The organism is Streptomyces sp. NPDC054813 (assembly GCF_053611365.1).
On the sequence record NZ_JBSHAF010000003.1, the window covers coordinates 188,338 to 207,401 of the forward strand.

15 protein-coding genes, 2 pseudogenes and 1 riboswitch are annotated in these 19,064 nt (G+C 70.9%); of the genes and pseudogenes, 9 read left to right on the top strand and 8 right to left on the bottom strand.

From position 1 onward, the window contains the following. Positions 1-208: 208 nt before the first annotated feature. Positions 209-730 carry a hypothetical protein gene (locus tag ACWGJB_RS06935; protein WP_453379205.1) on the bottom strand — a complete coding sequence of 174 codons (522 nt, stop codon included), beginning with the start codon at positions 728-730 and terminating at the stop codon, positions 209-211. A gap of 318 nt (positions 731-1,048) precedes the next feature. On the opposite strand from ACWGJB_RS06935, the gene recQ reads away from it, so the two are divergent. Then, positions 1,049-3,106, top strand: a complete 2,058-nt coding sequence (gene recQ, locus ACWGJB_RS06940; protein WP_453379462.1) for a DNA helicase RecQ — start codon at positions 1,049-1,051, stop codon at positions 3,104-3,106. A 30-nt stretch (positions 3,107-3,136) separates the two neighbouring features. Here the strand turns inward: recQ and ACWGJB_RS06945 are convergent. The 4 genes and pseudogenes from ACWGJB_RS06945 to fahA all read right to left on the bottom strand — a co-directional run. Then, positions 3,137-3,364: pseudogene (locus ACWGJB_RS06945) on the bottom strand (HEAT repeat domain-containing protein); the annotation flags it as partial. A gap of 209 nt (positions 3,365-3,573) precedes the next feature. Then, a complete protein-coding gene (locus ACWGJB_RS06950) occupies positions 3,574-4,230 on the bottom strand; it encodes a tetratricopeptide repeat protein (RefSeq protein ID WP_453379206.1) in 657 nt (218 codons plus the stop codon). 168 nt (positions 4,231-4,398) lie between these two features. Further along, entirely contained in the window at positions 4,399-5,337 is a 939-nt protein-coding gene (locus ACWGJB_RS06955) for a M56 family metallopeptidase (RefSeq protein WP_453379207.1), read from the bottom strand. A gap of 281 nt (positions 5,338-5,618) precedes the next feature. Then, positions 5,619-6,836, bottom strand: a complete 1,218-nt coding sequence (gene fahA / locus ACWGJB_RS06960; protein ID WP_453379463.1) for a fumarylacetoacetase — start codon at positions 6,834-6,836, stop codon at positions 5,619-5,621. Between the two features lie 275 nt (positions 6,837-7,111). Between fahA and ACWGJB_RS06965 the strand changes: the two genes are divergently transcribed. Together ACWGJB_RS06965 and ACWGJB_RS06970 are read left to right on the top strand one after the other, a co-directional pair. Beyond that, on the top strand, positions 7,112-8,356 hold the full coding sequence (locus tag ACWGJB_RS06965) for a carboxylate--amine ligase (protein WP_453379208.1): 1,245 nt from the start codon (positions 7,112-7,114) through the stop codon (positions 8,354-8,356). A 110-nt stretch (positions 8,357-8,466) separates the two neighbouring features. Further along, positions 8,467-8,875 (top strand): annotated as a pseudogene (locus tag ACWGJB_RS06970) (NAD(P)/FAD-dependent oxidoreductase); the annotation flags it as partial. Between the two features lie 85 nt (positions 8,876-8,960). Here ACWGJB_RS06970 and ACWGJB_RS06975 read toward each other — a convergent pair. Beyond that, positions 8,961-9,548: a hypothetical protein gene (locus ACWGJB_RS06975; protein WP_453379209.1), complete on the bottom strand. Its 588-nt coding sequence runs from the start codon at positions 9,546-9,548 to the stop codon at positions 8,961-8,963. A 148-nt stretch (positions 9,549-9,696) separates the two neighbouring features. Here ACWGJB_RS06975 and ACWGJB_RS06980 point away from each other — a divergent pair, with 148 nt between their 5' ends. Then, positions 9,697-10,503 carry an HAD family hydrolase gene (locus ACWGJB_RS06980; protein WP_453379210.1) on the top strand — a complete coding sequence of 269 codons (807 nt, stop codon included), beginning with the start codon at positions 9,697-9,699 and terminating at the stop codon, positions 10,501-10,503. 9 nt (positions 10,504-10,512) lie between these two features. Here ACWGJB_RS06980 and ACWGJB_RS06985 read toward each other — a convergent pair whose 3' ends face one another. After that, entirely contained in the window at positions 10,513-11,001 is a 489-nt protein-coding gene (locus tag ACWGJB_RS06985; protein ID WP_453379211.1) for a transglycosylase SLT domain-containing protein, read from the bottom strand. A 3-nt stretch (positions 11,002-11,004) separates the two neighbouring features. Next, a riboswitch (cyclic di-AMP (ydaO/yuaA leader) is annotated at positions 11,005-11,202 on the bottom strand. A 1,604-nt stretch (positions 11,203-12,806) separates the two neighbouring features. On the opposite strand from ACWGJB_RS06985, the gene ACWGJB_RS06990 reads away from it, so the two are divergent. From ACWGJB_RS06990 to ACWGJB_RS07010, 5 genes are all read left to right on the top strand, one after another. Next, positions 12,807-13,814 carry a polyprenyl synthetase family protein gene (locus ACWGJB_RS06990; protein WP_453379212.1) on the top strand — a complete coding sequence of 336 codons (1,008 nt, stop codon included), beginning with the start codon at positions 12,807-12,809 and terminating at the stop codon, positions 13,812-13,814. Between the two features lie 168 nt (positions 13,815-13,982). Then, positions 13,983-14,933: a CHRD domain-containing protein gene (locus ACWGJB_RS06995; RefSeq protein WP_453379213.1), complete on the top strand. Its 951-nt coding sequence runs from the start codon at positions 13,983-13,985 to the stop codon at positions 14,931-14,933. Between the two features lie 259 nt (positions 14,934-15,192). Further along, positions 15,193-16,431 (top strand): LolA family protein, encoded by a 1,239-nt coding sequence (locus tag ACWGJB_RS07000; RefSeq protein WP_453379214.1) that lies wholly within the window; start codon positions 15,193-15,195, stop codon positions 16,429-16,431. A gap of 55 nt (positions 16,432-16,486) precedes the next feature. Next, positions 16,487-17,494: an ABC transporter ATP-binding protein gene (locus ACWGJB_RS07005; protein ID WP_453379215.1), complete on the top strand. Its 1,008-nt coding sequence runs from the start codon at positions 16,487-16,489 to the stop codon at positions 17,492-17,494. After that, entirely contained in the window at positions 17,481-18,368 is an 888-nt protein-coding gene (locus ACWGJB_RS07010) for an ABC transporter permease (protein ID WP_453379216.1), read from the top strand. Before ACWGJB_RS07005 ends, ACWGJB_RS07010 begins: the two co-directional genes overlap by 14 nt. Here ACWGJB_RS07010 and ACWGJB_RS07015 read toward each other — a convergent pair. After that, the gene (locus tag ACWGJB_RS07015) at positions 18,358-18,963 is read right to left on the bottom strand and encodes a flavodoxin family protein (RefSeq protein ID WP_453379217.1); all 606 of its coding nucleotides are present in this window, start codon (positions 18,961-18,963) and stop codon (positions 18,358-18,360) included. The two genes, ACWGJB_RS07010 and ACWGJB_RS07015, sit on opposite strands and share 11 nt — an antisense overlap. Between the last annotated feature and the right edge of the window lie 101 nt (positions 18,964-19,064).

Consider the following 19,064-nt stretch of genomic DNA (forward strand, 5'->3'; position numbering starts at 1 on the left):
CCCCTGCTTCTCTCCGCGCCCGGCGCCGCCCGGCGGGTTTATTTCGGCCGGCGACGGCCGGGCGCCGCCGGGGCCCCCGGGTTCCTCGCGTGTACGGGGGCCCCACGCGCGCGTGGGCGGTCCTGGGCCGCTGAGCCACGGGCTGCCGGCACCTCACGTGCCGCCGCGGCCGTGGCTGACGTGCCCGTAGCCACGGCCGCGGCCGTGGCTACGGGCACGTCACCGTCGGGTTCCACGGCGCGAACAGACCGCTCGGATTGTCCTTCCAGATCCAGGCGTGCAGCGTGTACACGGAACCCACACCGTCCAGATTCGCCGGCCCCTGGAACGTCTGCCCGAACAGCGTCGGCGCGGTGGCAGTGGTGTCGGCGCGCACGATCCACTCCACCCCCACCAGGGCACGGCCGCCGTTGCTGTCGGTCTCGTAGAGGAGACCCGCGGGCTCGGCCGGGTCGAGGCTGCCGACATGGGCGGGGTTCACGTAGTGGTAGCCCGCGCCTCCCTTGGCCGTCCCGGTGTCCTGGGCGCACTTGCCGATGGGCCGGTACCCGTCCGTGACCGCGAACGGCTCGTACTGGTAGTCCGCGGTCGCCGTGTACGTCGGGGTCAGATCCGTCCACACGAACGGGTCGGCCTCGGGGACGGGAGCCGCGTCGGCGGGAACCGCGGCCAGAGCGAACGGCACGGCCAGCGCCAGAACGGCGCCGGCGGTGCGGGACCTGAGAGACATCCTGATGCTCCTTGGGGCGGAAGAGGCACGCGAGTGCTGCGCCTCCGTACAGCGCGGGCCTCCCCGGTCCCGCCCGTGCAGCATGGCCCGCGCCGCTTCCGGGCCGCCACGCGAGGACGGCCAAAGGGCTGAACGGCCAAAGGACCGGGGACCCCGCCGGACCGGGGACCCCGCCCCGTGTCCCTCCTCGAGAGAGGGACACGGGGACGGAAGCCGGGAGGGACGCGGACGGCGGGCCTGTGGATAACTCCGGCGCTGTCGGTCCGTGCCCCTATCGTGGAGGCAGTGGTCGAGGGACGACGTACGGGGGACACGACGATGGGTGGGACGGGCGGAACCGACGAGATGCCAGGGACGACCGAGCCGCCGGGGACGCGGCAGACGCCCGGACCGGCGGACAGCGAGGCACTGGCCACGCTGCACAGGGTTTTCGGGTACGACGCCTTCCGGGGCGAACAGGAAGCGATCATCGAGCATGTGGTGGCCGGCGGAGACGCCGTCGTCCTCATGCCCACCGGCGGCGGAAAGTCGCTGTGCTACCAGATCCCCGCCCTGGTCAGACCCGGTACGGGCATCGTGGTCTCACCGCTCATCGCCCTCATGCAGGACCAGGTGGACGCCCTGCGCGCCCTCGGTGTGAACGCCGGGTTCGTCAACTCCACCCAGGACTTCGACGAGCGGCGCGTGGTCGAGGCCCAGTTCCTCGCCGGCGAGCTCGACCTGCTCTACCTGGCGCCGGAGCGGCTGCGCCTGGACTCCACGCTGGACCTGCTGGCCCGCGGCAAGATCGCCGTTTTCGCGATCGACGAGGCGCACTGCGTCTCCCAGTGGGGCCACGACTTCCGCCCCGACTATCTCGCCCTCTCCCTCCTCGGCGAGCGCTGGCCGGACGTCCCGCGCATCGCGCTCACGGCCACCGCCACCCACGCGACCCACGAGGAGATCACCCAGCGGCTGCACATGCCGGCCGCCCGGCACTTCGTGGCCAGCTTCGACCGGCCCAACATCCAGTACCGGATCGTCCCCAAGGCCGACCCCAAGAAGCAGCTGCTCACCTTCCTCCGGCAGGAACACGAAGGCGACGCGGGCATCGTCTACTGCCTCTCCCGCAAGTCGGTCGAGTCCACGGCGGAATTCCTGTCCCGCAACGGCATCGAGGCCGTCCCCTACCACGCCGGCCTGGACGCGGGCACCCGCGCGGCCCACCAGTCCCGCTTCCTGCGCGAGGACGGCCTGGTCGTGGTCGCCACCATTGCCTTCGGCATGGGCATCGACAAACCCGACGTCCGGTTCGTCGCCCACCTCGACCTGCCCAAGTCCGTCGAGGGCTACTACCAGGAGACCGGCCGCGGCGGCCGCGACGGCCTGCCCTCCACCGCCTGGATGGCCTACGGCCTCAACGACGTCATACAGCAGCGCAAACTCATCCAGTCCGGCGAGGGCGACGAGGCGTTCCGCCGCCGCGCCCAGGCCCACCTCGACTCGATGCTCGCCCTGTGCGAGACCGCTCAGTGCCGCCGCGGGCAACTCCTCAACTACTTCGGCCAGGACCCCGCCCCGGCCGGCTGCGGCAACTGCGACACCTGCCTCACGCCGCCGGAGACCTGGGACGGCACCGTCGCTGCCCAGAAGGTCCTCTCCACGGTGGTACGACTGCAGCGCGAACGCGGGCAGAAGTTCGGCGCCGTCCAGATCGTCGACATCCTGCTCGGCAAGCGCACCGCCAAGGTCATCCAGTTCGACCACGACCAGCTGTCCGTCTTCGGTATCGGCACCGACCTCGACGAGGGCGAGTGGCGGGGCGTCGTCCGGCAGCTGCTCGCCCAGGGGCTGCTGGCCGTCGAGGGCGAGTACGGCACGCTGGTGCTCACCGAAGGCAGCGGGACGGTACTGCGGCGCGAGCGGGAGGTTCCGCTCCGCAAGGAGCCGAAGAAACCGGTGGTCTCCCGGTCCTCGGGGACATCCGGATCCTCCGGGGCTTCCGGCAAGGGCAAGGCGAAGGCTGCCATGGCAGAGCTGCCCGAGGATCTGCTCCCGGCGTTCGAGGCACTGCGCGCCTGGCGTGCCGAACAGGCCCGCGAACAGGGCGTACCGGCGTACGTGATCTTCCACGACGCCACGCTGAGGGAGATCGTCGGCCGATGGCCCGAGTCGGTCGCCGAACTGGCCACCGTCGGCGGCGTCGGCGAGAAGAAGCTCATGACCTACGGGGAGGGCGTGCTCGAGGTGCTGGCGTCCCTGAAGACGCCGTCCTCCCCGGCCCCGGCCCCGGCCCCGGCCTTGGCTCCGGCCTTGGCTCCTGCGGCGGCGGGAGCCGGGGACGAGGACCACTGGCCCGAGATGGATGCCGAGCCGGAGCCGGAGGACTGGATATAGCCCGATCCGGCCGCGTGACGGGGGCCCTGCTCAGAGCCCCCGCGCCGCATACGCCCTGACGTCCGCGTCCGCCGTCGCCGTGGCCAGCGCCGCGCGGGCCTCCTCGATGCCGGTATGCCGGGTCAGGGCGACGACGGCCGCCTTGCGGACGTCGGCGTTCGGATCGGCAAGCGACTTGGCGAGGGCGGGAACCGCTACGGCGGCACCCGCCGCACCCAGCGCCCTGGCGGCACCGACACGCACCTGCCAGGCCGGCTCGGCCCGGTCGGGCACCACGGGCCGCGCGGGAGTGGCCGCCACCGGTCCGGTGGCCACCGGCGGCTCATCACCTCGGCGCAGCGCATCAGCTCGTGTCGGGTGCGGGCGTCCGGGGCAGCGATGTCGTCCTGTATCCGCTCGAAGGACTCCAGGGCGAGGGAGAGCCGGGCCCGCACTTCGGCGGGCCACGTAGCCTCGCCGTCAGACGGTTATGCCTGGACCATCGTGCGGGCCTGCTCGATCCACCCGGTCACGGCTTTGGCGCCGCAGCTCTCGGCGACCGCCTGCGCCTCGTCGAGGTGGTGGAGCGCGACCGATCTGTTCCCCGTCTCGGCCGCGAGGTAGGCCAGTGCCACCAGGCCGGCCGCTTCCCCGGGCCTGAATCCGATCGCCCGGCGCAGCGACACCGACTCGGTCAACCGTTCACGAGCCTGGTCGAGGTCGCCCGCGTCCTTGTCGGCGAAGCCGAGGTGGCGTATCGCGTAGGACATCGTCATCCGGTCGTCGACGGATTTCGCCAGTGCGTACGACTGCTCGAAGTACGGTCTGCCGGTCGCACCGTCCCCCTTCACCACCTGGTGCCAGCAGCCGATCCAGAACAACGCGTCCGCCTCACCCGACGCGTTCCCCAGCCGCTGGTACAGCTCGGCCGCCCGCTCGAACAGCACCAATTCCTGGGTGTTCTCCTCACGGTCGTTCAGGAAGCGCACATGCAGCACCTTGCCCCGCGCCATGGACAGCGGCGCCTCGACAGCGTCCAGCACGTCGTCGGACCGGTCCAATGCGGATGTGTCGCCGCCGAACATCGCCGCTTCGAAAAGCTCTCCCGCATGCGCGACCCAGTCCTGACCTTGCATGTCCGGCATGTCCTGCCCCTCCCCGTCGGACAATGGCAGTGCTGAGGCTATCCGCGCCCCCTGGCAGCCGCCGAGGATTTCGCGGACGGCGAGCCGCTCAAGTCCACCCACGACCCGCGCACAGGTCGTCCCTTGCGCTGCGCGGCCGTCGCCGGACTTCCAGCTGTGACAGAAGCCCTACCCGAGCGCCGTCAGACCCGGTGCGAACGTGATCAGCAGCGGCAGCAGGGGTACCAGCGCGGCCACCGTCGTCGTCAGCGCCCGCTGACGGCGCAGCAGCCGTGGCGGTGGTTCCAGGAGCCGGTCGACCCGCTCGCCGAGCAGCCGGCGGCTGGACGCGCAGGACAGGACCCCGCGGTGCTGGTTCAGTTCGATCAGGGCCAGTGCGGTCGTGAGGTGGCCACAGCGGCGGGACGCCGCGTCGTCGGCGGCGAGTTCGACGAGCCGGTGGGTCTGGTCGCAGAAGTGGGAGAACAGCGGCACCCGCGGGAAGCCCGTGGCCAGCGCACTGGACAGGTAGAGCAGCCAGTCGTGGTGGGCGCGCGCGTGGCCCCGCTCATGGGTGAGTACGGCGTCGAGCTGGTGGTCGGTGAGGCGGTGCAGCGCCCCGGTCGTCACGACCAGCTGGGGCGGATGCCCGGGCATCCACCAGGCGTCCGGGTATTCGTCCTCCAGCACCAGCATCGGCCCGCGTGCCGCAGGCAGCCCCGCCGGCAGTTCCGGTGCCCGTTCGCGCAGGTGAGCGCGGGTCTGGCCGCGGCGCCGCCGGGTCTCGACCAGCTCGCGGGCGAGCATCGCCGTCGTCCACGCGGCCCCGCACGCGAGCAGCACCGTGAGCGCTACCGCCCACAGGGGCGCGACGGAGAGGTCGTACGCCGCGGTGACCGCCGGTGGCGCCGGCGCGAACACCCGGTCGCGCACAGTGTGGAAGACGGCCGCCGCGCCCAGGACGAGCGCGGTCAGGCAGCACATCAGCACGGTGGCGACCAGGCACTGCCACACCCACAGCGCGACCACCGGCTCCCGCTCGGGCCACAGGGCCTGTACCAGCGCGCGGGGCGTGGGCACCGCGGCCGTCAGGGCGACGACGCTCAGCAGGAGCAGGCAGACGGTCATGCCAAGGCTCCGTTTCCCGATCGGAGGGGTGTGCGGGTGGCGGGTGGTGCGGGGTGATGCGCCGTTGCGCGACAGAGTGCGTACGCCGGCGCATCACGTGACACGTGCGCCGTCGCCTCGCATGGTGCGCGTGCGGGCGCATCGCATGGTGCGTGTCCCGTCAGTATGACGGGACGGGGTGCCCCGAGTCAGGTACCGACGAGGATCCGGGTGCCCTCCTCACCAAACCCCGGCGGACTGTGCGCCCTTACGGCCACAAGCGCCCCCGACCCGACCGCCCCTCACCCCGCCACGATCCGCCCGCTGACCTCCCCGAGTCCCACCCGGCTCCCGCCCGGCCCCGGCGCCCACGCGGACAGCGTCACCACGTCTCCGTCCTCCAGGTACGTCCGCTTGCCGTCCGGGAGTTCGAGCGGGTCCCGCCCGTTCCAGGTGAGCTCCAGCAGCGACCCGCGCTCCCCCGGTTCCGTACCGCTCACCGTGCCGGAGCCGTACAGGTCGCCGGTGCGCAGTGAGGCGCCGTTGACGGTCAGGTGGGCGAGTTGCTGGGCCGCGGTCCAGTACATGGTGGAGAACGGCGGCTCGGACACCACGTGACCGTTGATCGCGATCGACAGCCGCAGGTCGTACCCCGCGGGCTCCTCGGCGGAGTCGTCGAGGTAGGGCAGCAGCGGGTGCGTCCGCCGGGGCGGGGCGACCCGTGCGTCCTCCAGGGCGTCCAGCGGGGTGATCCACGCCGAGACCGAGGTGGCGAAGGACTTGCCGAGGAACGGGCCGAGCGGGACGTACTCCCAGGCCTGGATGTCGCGCGCCGACCAGTCGTTCAGGAGGGTGAGCCCGAACACGTGCTCCCGGTAGTCGCCCAGCGCCACCGGCCGCCCCTGCTGCGACGGTGCGCCGACGACGAAGCCGACCTCGGCTTCGATGTCCAGCCGGACCGACGGGCCGAACACCGGCGCCTCCGAGGGGTCCGATGACGCCTTGCGCTGGCCCGACGGCCGTACGACGTCCGTTCCCGACACCACGACCGTGCCCGCGCGGCCGTGGTAACCGATCGGCAGGTGCTTCCAGTTGGGGGTGAGCGGTTCGGCGGCGTCGGGGCGGAAGATGCGGCCGGCGTTCCGGGCGTGGTTCTCCGAGGCGTAGAAGTCGACGTAGTCGGCGACCTCGAAGGGCAGGTGCAGGGCCACCGCGGACAGCGGGTGGAAGAGGGGTTCGAGCACCTCGCGATGTGCGGGCACGGTCACCCAGGCGGTCAGGGCGCGCCTTACGTCCGACCAGGTGGTGCGGCCCGCGGCCAGCAACGGGTTGAGGGTCGGGCGGGCCAGCAGCGAGGCGTAGGGGGAGCCGAGCGCGAGAGCCGCGGCACCGGCGTCGAGGACGTGGTCGCCGAGGCGGACGCCAACCCTCCGTTCCGTGCTCTCGGGGGTCGAGAACACGCCATACGGAAGATTGTGCGGGCCGAAGGGGTCACCCTCGGGGACCTCGAAGGGGGGCAAGGGGGGCATGGGGTGGCTGCCTCGCTCTCATCCGTGCCGCGCCGGGCCGACTATGTGGTGACGTCGCTCTGGCGTTGCGCGGCATTCCATGTGGTCGCGCCACACGTTACGGGTGAGTTGGCTGTCGTGGCAGTGTCTAAAGAGTTCGCAATGTCCGAATAAGCCTTGTCGGAGGGGGCAATTCCGGCTTAGCGTCCTTTGGGGGACACGGACGGGGTGGGTCCGGTCCGTAGGGGGGACACGTGGGGGGACCCGTGGCCGGGAATGCCGTCAGCATGCCGTTCGATGCGGATCGCGACGTGCCGGGCCTGATTGTCAAGTTCGGCGACTATCCGCTGCATCACGGTGGGGTCGGCGCGATTCGCAGTCTGGGCCGCTTGGGCGTTCCCATGTACGCGATCACGGAGGACGCCTACACGCCGGCGGCCTCCTCCCGGTATCTCAAACGGGCGTTCGTGTGGCCGACGACAGGCGCCGAAGAACCGGATCATCTCGTCGAGGGACTGCTGCGCATCGGCCGCCGCATCGGCCGTCCGACCGTGCTGATCCCCACCGACGAGGAGGCCGCCGTCCTGATCGCCGAGCACCAGGACGCGCTCGGCGACCGTTTTCTCTTCCCGCGCGTGGAGGCCGCGCTGCCGCGCCGGCTCGCCAGCAAGCAGGGGCTGCACGAACTGTGCGTGGAACACGGCATCCCCAGTCCGGCGGCCGCCTTCCCGGAGTCGTACGACGACATCGTCGACTTCGCCGAGAAGGCCCGCTTCCCGATCGTCGCCAAGAACCGCGAGGCCTTCGTCCGGCGCAGTCAACCCGCCGTCAACGGCACGACGAAGATCGCCACTCGCGAGGGACTGCTCACTCTCGCGCGTGACTGGGGCACCCATCCGGGTGTCATCCTCCAGGAGTACCTCCCGAGGGAGGACGCCGAGGACTGGATCGTGCACGCCTACTTCGACGCCGACTCGAACCCGCGTGCCCTGTTCACCGGCGTCAAGGTGCGCTCGTGGCCGCCGCACGCGGGTATGACGGCGAACGCGTACGTCGTCGACAACCCGGAACTCGCCGATCTCGCCGCGCGTTTCATCAAACAGATCGGCTTCAGCGGCATCATCGACCTCGACCTGCGCTTCGACCGCCGCGACGGGCAGTACAAGCTGCTCGACTTCAACCCGCGCATGGGCGCCCAGTTCCGGCTCTTCGAGAGCGAGTCGGGGGTGGACGTGGTCCGCGCCATGCACCTGGATCTGACCGGGCGCCGCGTTCCGGAGGGGGAACAGCGGGCCGGCCACCGGTACGTCGTGGAGAACATCGACCTGCCCGCCCTCCTCGCCTACCGCCGCAGCGGCTACACGACGCCGCACGCGCCGGAGCGGCCGAGCGGGACCGAGCTGGCCTGGCTCGCGGGTGACGACCCGCTGCCGTTCGTCACGATGCTCGCCCGCTTCGTGCGTCCGGGCGCGAAGCACCTCTATCAGCTGTGGCGCACCAACCGCCGCGGCTCCGGCACCTCCACGAAGTAGGCGCCACGTTCCCGGGGAGGGACTTCGTGATCCAACCGGTAGCAGTCATCGGCGCCGGGCCCTTCGGCCTGTCCACCGCCGCCCACCTGCGGGCACGCGGCATCCCCGTCCGGGTCTTCGGCGACCCCATGGTCAGCTGGCGCGACCGCTTCGAGGGCAAGGTCCAGGTCCACGAGGTCGCCGGAGTGACCGGCGCCGACACCTCCGACGGTGCCCCCGTCCTCACCGTCCGCACCCACGACGGCCGTACCGACCGGCTCACCGCCGACCACGTCGTCGCCGCCACCGGCTACCACGTGGACACTGCGGCGATGGACTTCCTCGGCCCCGAGCTGCGTACCCGCGTCGCGGTCGGCCGCGGCGCCCCGAAACTCGGCGCCGGATACGTCTCCTCCGTCCCCGGCCTCTTTCACCGGCCTGCCCGCGGCGGCCTCGTACGGCCCGGTGATGCGGTTCGTGTGCGGTACGGAGTTCGCCTCGCCGCGTCTGGCCAAGCACCTGGCGGCCGCCCTCGCCTGACAACCGCCCCGGGGCCGGCCCACCACATGCCCCCGGAGCCGGGGCGTCACCCGTCCCGGGGCCGGGCTGCCACCCGGCCCCGGGGCTACGCCTGCTCGGCCGCCCGCTGCCAGGCCAGGAACTCCTCGATCAGCTCGGGAGGGTTGGCCGCCTCCGTGGCCTCGACCTCCCAGCCCGGGCAGTACATGTCGAAGACCACCACCGGCAGCGCCCGGCCGAGGGCCTTCTCGATACGGCCGCCGGAATGCAGATCCCGCGCCAGCCGTATGCACGCGTCGGCGAAGTGCAGCCCCAACAGGTCGTGCTTCGCGTCCAGTTCGGCGTCGTCGCCGTCCCCGTCGAACCAGAGTCCGAGCCGCCGGACCTCCTCGGTGTACAGCGCGCCGCCGACCGGGTCCTCGGGACAGTTGCCGAGCATCTCGAAGCCGTCGAGGAGCCAGCACGCGTAGTTCCAGCGCGCCTCGCCGGGGTCCGTAGGGTTCCGTTCGGCCTCGTACTGGCTCTCGGTGTTGTAGCCGATCGCCACGTACGGTCTGCGGTCGTCGTCCTCGACCCGCCAGATGCGGAACGACAGCGCGTAGATCTCCGGCCGCGGCTCCCGCGGGAACCGCTCCAGCACCCCGGTCGCCGCCTCCAGCAGGTGCGCCCGGAAGTCCCCCGGTACGTCCGTCACCACGCCCGCCCCCGTCCGATCGGTGCCGTCGACCCACCGCCAACGTAACGCGCCCTACTGACAACGCCCCATCACCGGGACGGCGGGCGCCACTTGAGGCCGGAACGCACAGTGAGTCTCAGCGGCGTGCTGTCCGTATTCTCTGATCATGGTCGCACCCACCCCGTACGCACTGATCGCCACCGACCTGGACGGCACGCTGCTGCGCGCCGACGACACCCTCTCGGAACGGTCGCTCGCCGCGCTCGCGCGGGCCGGCCGGGCCGGCGCCCGGCATCTCGTGGTGACCGGCCGCCCCGCGCCGAGAGTGCGCCCCCTCCTGGACGACCTCGGCTGCACGGGACTCGCGGTCTGTGGCCAGGGCGCCCAGGTGTACGACGCCGGCGCGGAGCGGCTGCTGTGGTCGGTCACCCTGGACCGGGAGCTGGCGGAGACCGCCCTCGGCAAGATCGAGGCCGAGGTCGGGCAGGTGTACGCGGCGGTCGACCAGGACGGCGTGGACGGGCTCACGCTCATCGAGCCGGGCTATCTGATGCCCCACCCCACGCTGCCCGCGCTGCGCGTCGACCGGCGCGACGACCTGTGGTGCGCGCCCATCAGCAAGGTGCTGCTGCGCCACCACACCCTGTCCGACGACGAGCTGGCGGCGACCGCGCGCGCGGTGGTGGGGTCGCTGGCGACGGTCACCATGTCGGGGCCGGGGACCGTCGAGCTCCAGCCGTGCGGGGTGACCAAGGCGACCGGGCTGGCGCTGGCCGCCGGCCATCTGGGGCTGAGCCCCGAACAGGCCGTCGCCTTCGGGGACATGCCCAACGACATCCCGATGTTCGACTGGGCGTCCTACGGGGTGGCCATGGCCAACGCACATCCCGAACTCAAGGCGGTGGCCGACGAGATCACCTTGTCGAACGAGGACGACGGCCTCGCAGTCGTCCTCGAAAGACTCTTCGACTGACGGCGCCGGTCAGTACGCGCCGTGCACGTTGTCCATCGAGCCGTACCGTGCGGCGGCGTAGTTGCAGGCGGCGGTGATGTTCGCGACCGGGTCGTAGATGTCGAACGACGTGCCGTCCACGTGGTAGGTCTTGAACGTCGGGTCGATCACCTGGAGCAGACCCTTGGACGGGATGCCGGCGGCCGCGTTGGAGTCCCAGAGGTTGATGGCCTGCGGGTTGCCGGACGACTCACGCATCACGTTGCGGTAGATGCCGTTGTAGCTGCCGGGGATGTTCTTCTCGGCCATGATCGCGAGCGACTCGCGGATCCAGCCGTCGAGGTTGTTCGGATACCCGGCGAGCGTCGTGGAGGCCGTCGAGGTGGTGGAAGTGGCGGCGGAGGCGGCGGTCGCCCCGATGAGCGGCAGGGCGAGAACGGCGGCGCCGGTACCCACGATGGCGAGCGTGCGGACAATGCGGTTACGGCGGGGACGGCGGTGCTGAACGGCAGCAGACATGTCGTAGTTCCTCTCCGTCGCCTGCGGGGTGAGCTGTCGGGTTCGGGCCCGGGGAGTGCCCGGTCGCGCCGCCCTGAGGCGAGGCGACTTCACCCCTAGCCGTTCCGGTACGACGTCGGTCGGTGACGTCGGTCGCCCGGTCCGGCGACTTACCTGGTTCCCCCGCTCCTGCCGTGCGAATGGACTCGTCGATGGGTCACGACGGGCGGTGGCAGGATTCGGCGTCCGCCCGGCGAGCCGGAACGTATGCGAGAGCAGATGTCCGGAACAAGTACCTGATGCACACAACACACCGATTGACCTTGATCTGAGTCGTATGGGGTGCTTGATCCTTTGCGATTGCCAAGCCTCAACTCGCCCACAGGGAAAGGGCAGAAAGGGTCGCCTTACCGCCTCTGTGGCACTCAGGGCCACGTGACCTACTTCACGAAACGGCAATTACGGCGAATCGGACAAGAGGGATTCGCGGAATCCGTTTTTCCGGGCATCGGTGGAAAAGCTCCTCGCTGCCATTCGTGTGGATTGCCCTGATTGAGGCGAGCGGAAGTGGCACGCGTCACAGGTAATTCAGGAGATTGTCCGAATTGCCTTATTGGGTGGAATTCCGGCTGGGCGTGGGTGCACGGACGAGCCCGACCGGGTGAGGGTCGGCGGCGGGGCCGTCCACCCGGTCCGTCTGGTTCATCCGGTCGGGCAAGTCTCCGGTCTCGCCCTCCCGAGAACTCCGTACGGTCCGGGTACGCGCGCGGGTGCGTGTGGTCAGGAGTACGCGCGCGTGCCGCTGATCGGGTGTCGCGGGGAGGCCGACACTCGGCGGCTCTGTCCCGCCCGGGCGTCTCGAAGGCGGCCGGTCGGCCCAATACCCCGGATCGTGCCGGGAGTTCGAACGCGACGGCTGTGCATGATGCCGGTCACGCCGGGGGCCGGGGCTGCGGGCTCGCCGACCCGGCTGTGGCAGGGCGCCCGTCCGCGCGCGCATGTCCTCCGTGAGGGCGGAACCTCCGCCGTACCGCGTGTCGTTGTCATGGCGGCCGTCCGTGGCTCGCGGGCCGCGGCGACCGCTTGAGCGGCTGGGGGACGAGAGTCGCCGTCCGGAGGGAGACGCAGCTGTCCCGGGGGGGGCGACCGCGGGAGACGCCGACTGCACCCACGCCCCCGTCGCGCTAGGGCCGCGCCGTCGGCCGACCGGCGGTCGCGGGTGCGCCCGGACCGTCGGTGGAGACATGTCCGTGGCTCATGGAGGACGGGTGGTGCCGGTGGGGAAGGTGTTCGAGGGACGGCCGTGGGCGGACTGGTCCTTCCGTGGGTGCCACGCGCGCGTGGGGCGACGTCAGGGCGGCGAAGGGGGTACGGAGGTCCTCGTGCGTGATCTTGTAAGGGGCGGACGGGCGGGTGCGGATCGGAACGGAGTGCTCCCGTCGGCTTTGGCGGACGGCGGAGGGGGTACCTCCGGGCAGGTGAAGTCGGCCGGCGAAGTTGTGGCCGTCCGTGGTCGGGGACCTGCCGGGCGGTCCGGCACCGGACCCGGTGGCGTCGCTGGTCCGGGACGGGGTTCGGGCTCCGGTCCGGGACACGGCTTACGCCCCGGTTCGGGACAAGCGTCGGTACTTCCTGTTAAGTCATTGGATGTCAGGTCGTATCGGCTGATCAAAAACATACCGGTCGTGATCCGATAGCGCCCGGGGTGTAACGGTGGGCGCTATCGGTGATCGAAACCTGACCGGATACGCTGACTTGAGTGATGGCAGCGACCTATCGACAAACCGTGTAATCGCCAGTGGACACCAGCAGACAGGAGACCCCTCGTGACCGTCGGGCCGTTCGGGCTGAGCGTGCGGGACCAGGCTCTGGAAGCCGATGTCCAGGCCGGATTGACGGCTGTCGAGGAGGGCTTGCTAGAAGCCACCAAAAGTGAGGTCCCGTTCATCACGGAAGCCGCGCAGCACCTCGTGCGGGCCGGCGGGAAGCGGTTCCGGCCGCTGCTGGTGATGCTGGCCGCGCAGTTCGGTGACCCGTACGCGCCGGGCGTCGTGCCGTCGGCGGTGGTCGTCGAGCTGACCCACCTCGCCACGCTGTACCACGACGACGTCATGGACGAGGCGGCCGTGCGGCGTGGCGTCGACAGCGCCAACACCCGCTGGGGCAACTCGGTCGCCGTCCTCACCGGTGACTTCCTCTTCGCCCGTGCATCGCAGATCCTCGCCGATCTCGGACCCGAGGCGGTGCGGGTCCAGGCCCTCGCGTTCGAACGGTTGGTGACGGGTCAGATCCTGGAGACGGCGGGGCCGTCGGACGGGCGTGACCCGGTCGACCACTACCTCGACGTGCTCGGCGGCAAGACCGGCTCGCTGGTGGCGGTCTCCTGCCGTTTCGGCGCGATGATGTCCGGCGCCGACGAGACGGTCGTGGACGTCCTCACCCAGTACGGCGAACGTCTCGGTGTCGCCTTCCAGCTCGCCGACGACGTGCTGGACATCGCCTCCGACTCCCACGAGTCCGGCAAGACGCCGGGGACCGACCTCCGCGAGGGTGTGCCCACGCTTCCGGTGCTGCGGCTGCGGGAGCGGGCGGCGCGGCTGGGCCTGGCCGAGGACATCGCGCTGTGCGAGCTGCTGGACTCCGACCTCACGGACGACGCGCGGCACGCGGAGGCCCTGACGGCCCTGCGGGCGCACCCGGCGCTGGAGCAGGCGCGCCGGGACACGGTCCGGTACGCGGAGGAGGCCCGGGCCGCCCTGGCCCCGCTGACGGAATGCGACTCCAAGGTGGCGCTCCTGGAGCTCTGCGACGCGGTGGTGCACCGGGCGGGATAGCCCCCTGGTCGCTCTGTCGACCCGGTTCCTCAAGGGGTGAGCCCAAGGGCTCACCCCTGTGTCGTACATCACATTGTTGGACTGAGTCCAATCTAGGATCCGTTCCGTACCTCTCCCCAGAAGCCGACGCAGGGGGCGTTGGCTGACATACGGGGAGAAAACGGAATCATGGTCATCAATGCAACGTGTCGCAAGACCCTCGTCGCCGCCGCCGTCACCGTGACCGCTCTCGGCGGTGCCGCCGTCCCGGCGTCCGCCGCCGGCCACGGCTCCACCGGCCACAGCTCCATCACTCACGGTTCCACCGGCTCCGTCGTTCTCGTCGCCGGCCTGCGCGGCGCCAACGAGGTGCCCGTCGCCGGTGGGGCCGCCGTCGGGGACAAGGACGGTGCGGCGCTGGAGTTCATCCAGGTCAAGGGGGACAAGGTGACCGTCGCCGTGACCTGGCGCGGCACTGGCAGGCCGACCGACCTGCACATCCATCAGGGCGTCAAGGGCGCCAACGGCGGGGTGAAGATCGACTTCGGGAAGCTGCTGAAGAAGGCCAAGGGCCACAGCGTCACCGGCAGCGTCAAGGTCACCGACAAGGCCCTGCTCAAGCAGCTCACCACCGACCCCGGCGGCTTCTACGCCAACCTGCACACCGCCCGGTTCCCGGGCGGGGCGGTCCGCGGCCAGCTGCACGCCGTCACCACCGTCACCGACCTAAGGGGCGGCGGCCTCCAGGCCTCCGTCGTCACCGGCAAGCAGATCTACGAGTGCAAGGCGGCCGACGGCGGCGGCTACGCCTTCGCCCAGCGTGACGTCAGCGCCAAGCTCGGCGGCGGCATCCGGCATTCCTTCGTCGCCCCCGGCTCCGGCACCCCGCAGTGGGTCGCGCCCGACGGCAGTGCGGTCACCGGAGCGGTCCTGACCAAGACGCCGAACGGCGACGGCAACATCCCCGAGCTGGACCTCAAGGCCACGCAGTCGGGCAAGAAGCACGGCCTGCTCGCCCACACCGGGGAGGTCCTGCGCCTGAACGCCGTCGGCGGCGTCGCCCCGGCCGGCTCCTGCACCCCGGGTGCCGTGGTCGGCGTCCCCTACCGGGCCGACTACGTGTTCGTGCAGCAGCACTGAGCGAACGGAGTACGTGACAGACAGTGACAGGAGGCGCCTTCGCCGCACGACCCCTACGGGTCGGGGGAGGCGCCTCCACCCTTGTGTCATACCGGAGGCGTACGCGGAGTTGGCTCCCGGGTCTGACGCTTGAGAGGCCCGGATTTGGTGAGATGGAAACCACGGAAATCACCACCACTCACCGATTCGGGTGAGAATGGCGGCTCAGGGTGGGACACGTGCGAGCACAGCCGCCGCCGACGACGGAGGTAAGGCACACATGGCACCGTACGAAACCGAGGACAGCACGGGAGCAGCGCAGGCCGACGACGAGCTGCGCGCCGAGCGGCGGCGCAAGGCCGCGCGATACGTCGTCCCGGTCGCGGTCATGGGAGTGGCCGCGGCCACGATCGGCCTGGTCCCGGCGCTCGCCGACTCCGGCGACCCCGACCTGCCGAAGATCACCGCTCAGGAACTCATCGACAAGATCGCCAAGTCGGACGTGCAGCAGCTGTCCGGCACCGTGAAGATCAGCACCGATCTCGGCCTGCCCGACCTCGGCGGTCTGGAGAGCGGCCTGATGTCCGGCGCGGCCCAGGGCGGCGACGGCTCGTCCGCCGACCCGTCGACCAAGCTCACCGAGCTGGCTTCCGGCACCCACACGCTGCGCGTGGCCGCCGACGGCCCCGAGAAGCAGAAGGTGTCGCTGCTGGAGAGCGGCGCCGAGTACAGCCTCATCCACAACGGCACGGACGTGTGGGGCTACGACAGCAAGTCCAACGAGGTCTACCACTCCACCGCCGCCGACTCCGGCAAGGCCGAGCAGCACGAAACCCCGGCCACGCCCAAGGACTTCGCCGACGAGGTCCTCAAGTCGGTCGACGACACCACGTCGGTGAAGGTCGACGGCACCGCCCAGGTCGCCGGCCGCGACGCCTACCGGCTGGTCGTCAAGCCCAAGCAGTCCGGTACGACGGTCGGCGCGATCAGCATCGCGGTGGACGCCAAGACCGGTACCCCGCTGAAGTTCACGCTCACCCCGTCGAGCGGCGGCGCGGCCGTGATCGACGCCGGCTACACCCAGGTCAGCTTTGCCAAGCCGGCCGCCTCGACCTTCGCTTTCACCCCGCCCAAGGGCGCCAAGGTCACCGAGGGCGACCGCCTCGACAAGGCGAACAAGGCAGAGAAGGGCGACAAGGGCGACAAGATCACCAAGGCGCCCGGCCAGAGCACTCCCGAGGAGCTCGGCAAGAACGGCTTCGACGTGCTCGGCAAGGGCTGGAACTCCATAGCCGTCATCGACACCGGCAACAAGGGCGGGCTGCCCAGCGGCTCCGCTTCCGGCGGTGGTGACCTGGGCGGCTTCCTCGGCTCGCTCGGCGACCCGGTCTCCGGAAAGTTCGGCAAGGGCACGGTCTTCTCCACCCGGCTGATCAACGCCCTGATCACGGACGACGGCAAGGTGTACGTCGGCGCGGTGGACAAGGCGGCGCTGGTGAAGGCGGCGAACGCGGGGTAACAAGGGCGGGACGGGTGCCCCGTCCCCCCTGCCGCACGACGAATCGAGGGAGCCGATGGACCGACCGTCCGCCACGGAGCAGGAGTCGGACGAGCAGGGCCAGGGCGACACGGGCCAGGACGACCCGGCACGCGCGGGTGTCATCGACACCCGCGGCCTCACCAAGCGCTACCCCGGCGGACAGCTCGCCGTGGACGGTCTCGACCTGACCGTCCCGGCGGGCAGTGTCTTCGGCTTCCTCGGTCCGAACGGCTCCGGCAAGACCACCACCATCCGCATGCTGATGGGCCTGATCACGCCCACCTCGGGCACGGCCCGTGTCCTGGGCCGTCCGATGCCGCGCGCCTCCCGTGTCGTACTGCCCCAGGTCGGGGCCCTCATCGAGGGCCCGGCGCTGTACGGCTTCCTCTCCGGCCGCGACAATCTGCTGCGGTACGACTCCGCCGACCCGACCGCCGACCCGCGCACCCGGCGTACCCGCGTCGAGGCCGCGCTGGACCGGGTGGGCCTGACGGCGGCCGCCGCGAAGAAGGCGAAGGCCTACTCCCTGGGCATGAAGCAGCGCCTGGGGCTGGCCGCCGCACTTCTCCAGCCCCGCAAGCTGCTGGTCCTGGACGAGCCGACCAACGGCCTCGACCCACAGGGCATGCGGGAGATCCGTTCCCTGGTGCGCGAGCTGGCAGGGGATGGCACGACCGTCTTCCTCTCCTCCCACCTCCTCGACGAGATCGAGCAGGTCTGCACCCACGCGGCCGTGATGGCGCAGGGCCGGCTGATCACCCAGGGCGCGGTGGCCGACCTGGCGGCCGGGGCGCGCGGCCGGCTCGTGGTGACCACCCCGGACACCGGCGAGGCGGCCCGGATACTCAAGGAACAGGGCATCGCGGACGTCGTCATCACCGAGGACCGGGTCACCGGCGAGCCGCCCGAGCGCGACCTCGCCGAGGTCAACGCGGCGCTCGTTGCGGCGGGCGTGCGGGTACGCGGCTTCACACTCGAACGGGCCTCGCTGGAGGACGCGTTCGTGGCCCTGACCGGGGAGGGATTCGATGTCGCAGGCTGACGTGGCGGTCGTGGAAGGACCGGCCGCACGGCCGAACCCGCTGTGGACCCTCGGCCTGCTCCGCAGCGAGCTGGCCGTCACCCTGCGGCGCTGGCGCACCCTCGCGCTGCTCGGCGTACTGGCAGCGGTGCCGGTCCTGGTCGGGGTCGCCGTCAAGATCGAGACGCAGGGCGACGGCCAGGTCGGCGGAGGCGGGGGCGGCGGCCCGGCGTTCATCGCGCAGATCACCAACAACGGACTGTTCCTGGTGTTCACGGCACTGGCCGCGACCCTCCCGTTCTTCCTGCCGATGGCCGTCGGTGTGGTGGCCGGGGACGCGATCGCCGGCGAGGCCAACGCGGGCACCCTGCGCTATCTGCTGGTCGCCCCGGCCGGCCGCACCCGCCTGCTGCTCACCAAGTACGCGACGACGATGGCCTTCTGCCTGCTGGCCACCCTGGTGGTGGCCGCCTCCGCCCTCGCCGTCGGTGCGATCCTCTTTCCGCTCGGCGACCTGACCACCATCTCCGGCACCCAGATCTCGTTCACCGAGGGCCTCGGCCGGGCCCTGCTGATCGCCCTGGTGGTGGCGGCCTCCCTGACCGGCATAGCGGCGCTGGGCCTGTTCGTCTCCACGCTGACCAGCAGCGGCATCGCGGCGATGGCGACCACCGTCGGTCTGCTGATCACCGTCCAGATCCTCGACCAGATCCCCCAGCTGCACGCGCTCCAGCCGTACTTCTTTTCCCACTACTGGCTGTCCTTCGCCGACCTGGTGCGCGATCCCGTCTACTGGGACGACCTGGTCAGAAACCTGGAGCTGCAGGCCCTGTACGTGGCGGTGTTCGGGTCGGCGGCCTGGGCGCGGTTCACGACGAAGGACATCACGGCGTAGCGGCGGCGGACGTCTCGTCCACCGCGAAGCGGGCCAGGGGCGCCTCCCCGGCGAAGAACTCCTTGGCCCGCGCCAGCGCCTCGGTGTCCTTGAGGACATCCCCTCGCGCGCTGCCGTTGCCGAGCAGCACCCCGCCGAAGCGCATGCCCAGGTAGGCGGCCGAGTTGTGGAGCAGTCCGGCGTACGGGTCCGCGACGGACGGCTCGTCGTCCGCCAGCGCGGCCACCCCCCACAGGGTGCGCCCCGCCAGGGCCGCCTTGAAGTCGAGACCGGGGGTGCGCAGCCAGCCCGACCAGTAGTCCAGGTAGCGCTTGGTGAGACCGGACACCGAGTACCAGTACACCGGCGAGGCGATCACGATGTCGGTCGCGGCGAGCGTGGCGTCGAGCAGCAGGCCGGTGTTGGTGTGCGAGGGCGCCCGCACGTGGTCGGCGTCGCGTCGCAGATCCACGAAGTCCGGCAGCGGATGGTCGGCCAGGCTGATCCACCGCTGTTCGACGTCCTCGGGCAGCTGTTCGGCGGCTCGTCGTGCCAGGAGTTCGGTGTTGCCGTCGGGACGGGAACTGCCCAGCACGAACAGGAAGCGGCGAGTCACGAGATCCCCCAGGTGAGCGGCGTGCAGTGGATAAAGCTGTCTGCATCTTATGCGTATGCATTCACTCTGACCAGGGGTGCCACCGCCGGACCGGACACCGG

What these genes read in the sequence shown, in the direction of transcription:
- ACWGJB_RS06980 (WP_453379210.1), top strand. Translation starts at nt 9,697, where the DNA reads ATGGTCGCACCCACCCCGTACGCACTGATCGCCACCGACCTGGACGGC.
- recQ (WP_453379462.1), top strand. Translation starts at nt 1,049, where the DNA reads ATGGGTGGGACGGGCGGAACCGACGAGATGCCAGGGACGACCGAGCCG.
- ACWGJB_RS06955 (WP_453379207.1), bottom strand. Translation starts at nt 5,337, where the DNA reads ATGACCGTCTGCCTGCTCCTGCTGAGCGTCGTCGCCCTGACGGCCGCG.
- ACWGJB_RS07005 (WP_453379215.1), top strand. Translation starts at nt 16,487, where the DNA reads ATGGACCGACCGTCCGCCACGGAGCAGGAGTCGGACGAGCAGGGCCAG.
- ACWGJB_RS06935 (WP_453379205.1), bottom strand. Translation starts at nt 730, where the DNA reads ATGTCTCTCAGGTCCCGCACCGCCGGCGCCGTTCTGGCGCTGGCCGTG.
- ACWGJB_RS06985 (WP_453379211.1), bottom strand. Translation starts at nt 11,001, where the DNA reads ATGTCTGCTGCCGTTCAGCACCGCCGTCCCCGCCGTAACCGCATTGTC.
- ACWGJB_RS06995 (WP_453379213.1), top strand. Translation starts at nt 13,983, where the DNA reads ATGGTCATCAATGCAACGTGTCGCAAGACCCTCGTCGCCGCCGCCGTC.
- ACWGJB_RS07000 (WP_453379214.1), top strand. Translation starts at nt 15,193, where the DNA reads ATGGCACCGTACGAAACCGAGGACAGCACGGGAGCAGCGCAGGCCGAC.
- ACWGJB_RS06950 (WP_453379206.1), bottom strand. Translation starts at nt 4,230, where the DNA reads ATGCCGGACATGCAAGGTCAGGACTGGGTCGCGCATGCGGGAGAGCTT.
- ACWGJB_RS07010 (WP_453379216.1), top strand. Translation starts at nt 17,481, where the DNA reads ATGTCGCAGGCTGACGTGGCGGTCGTGGAAGGACCGGCCGCACGGCCG.
- ACWGJB_RS06965 (WP_453379208.1), top strand. Translation starts at nt 7,112, where the DNA reads ATGCCGTTCGATGCGGATCGCGACGTGCCGGGCCTGATTGTCAAGTTC.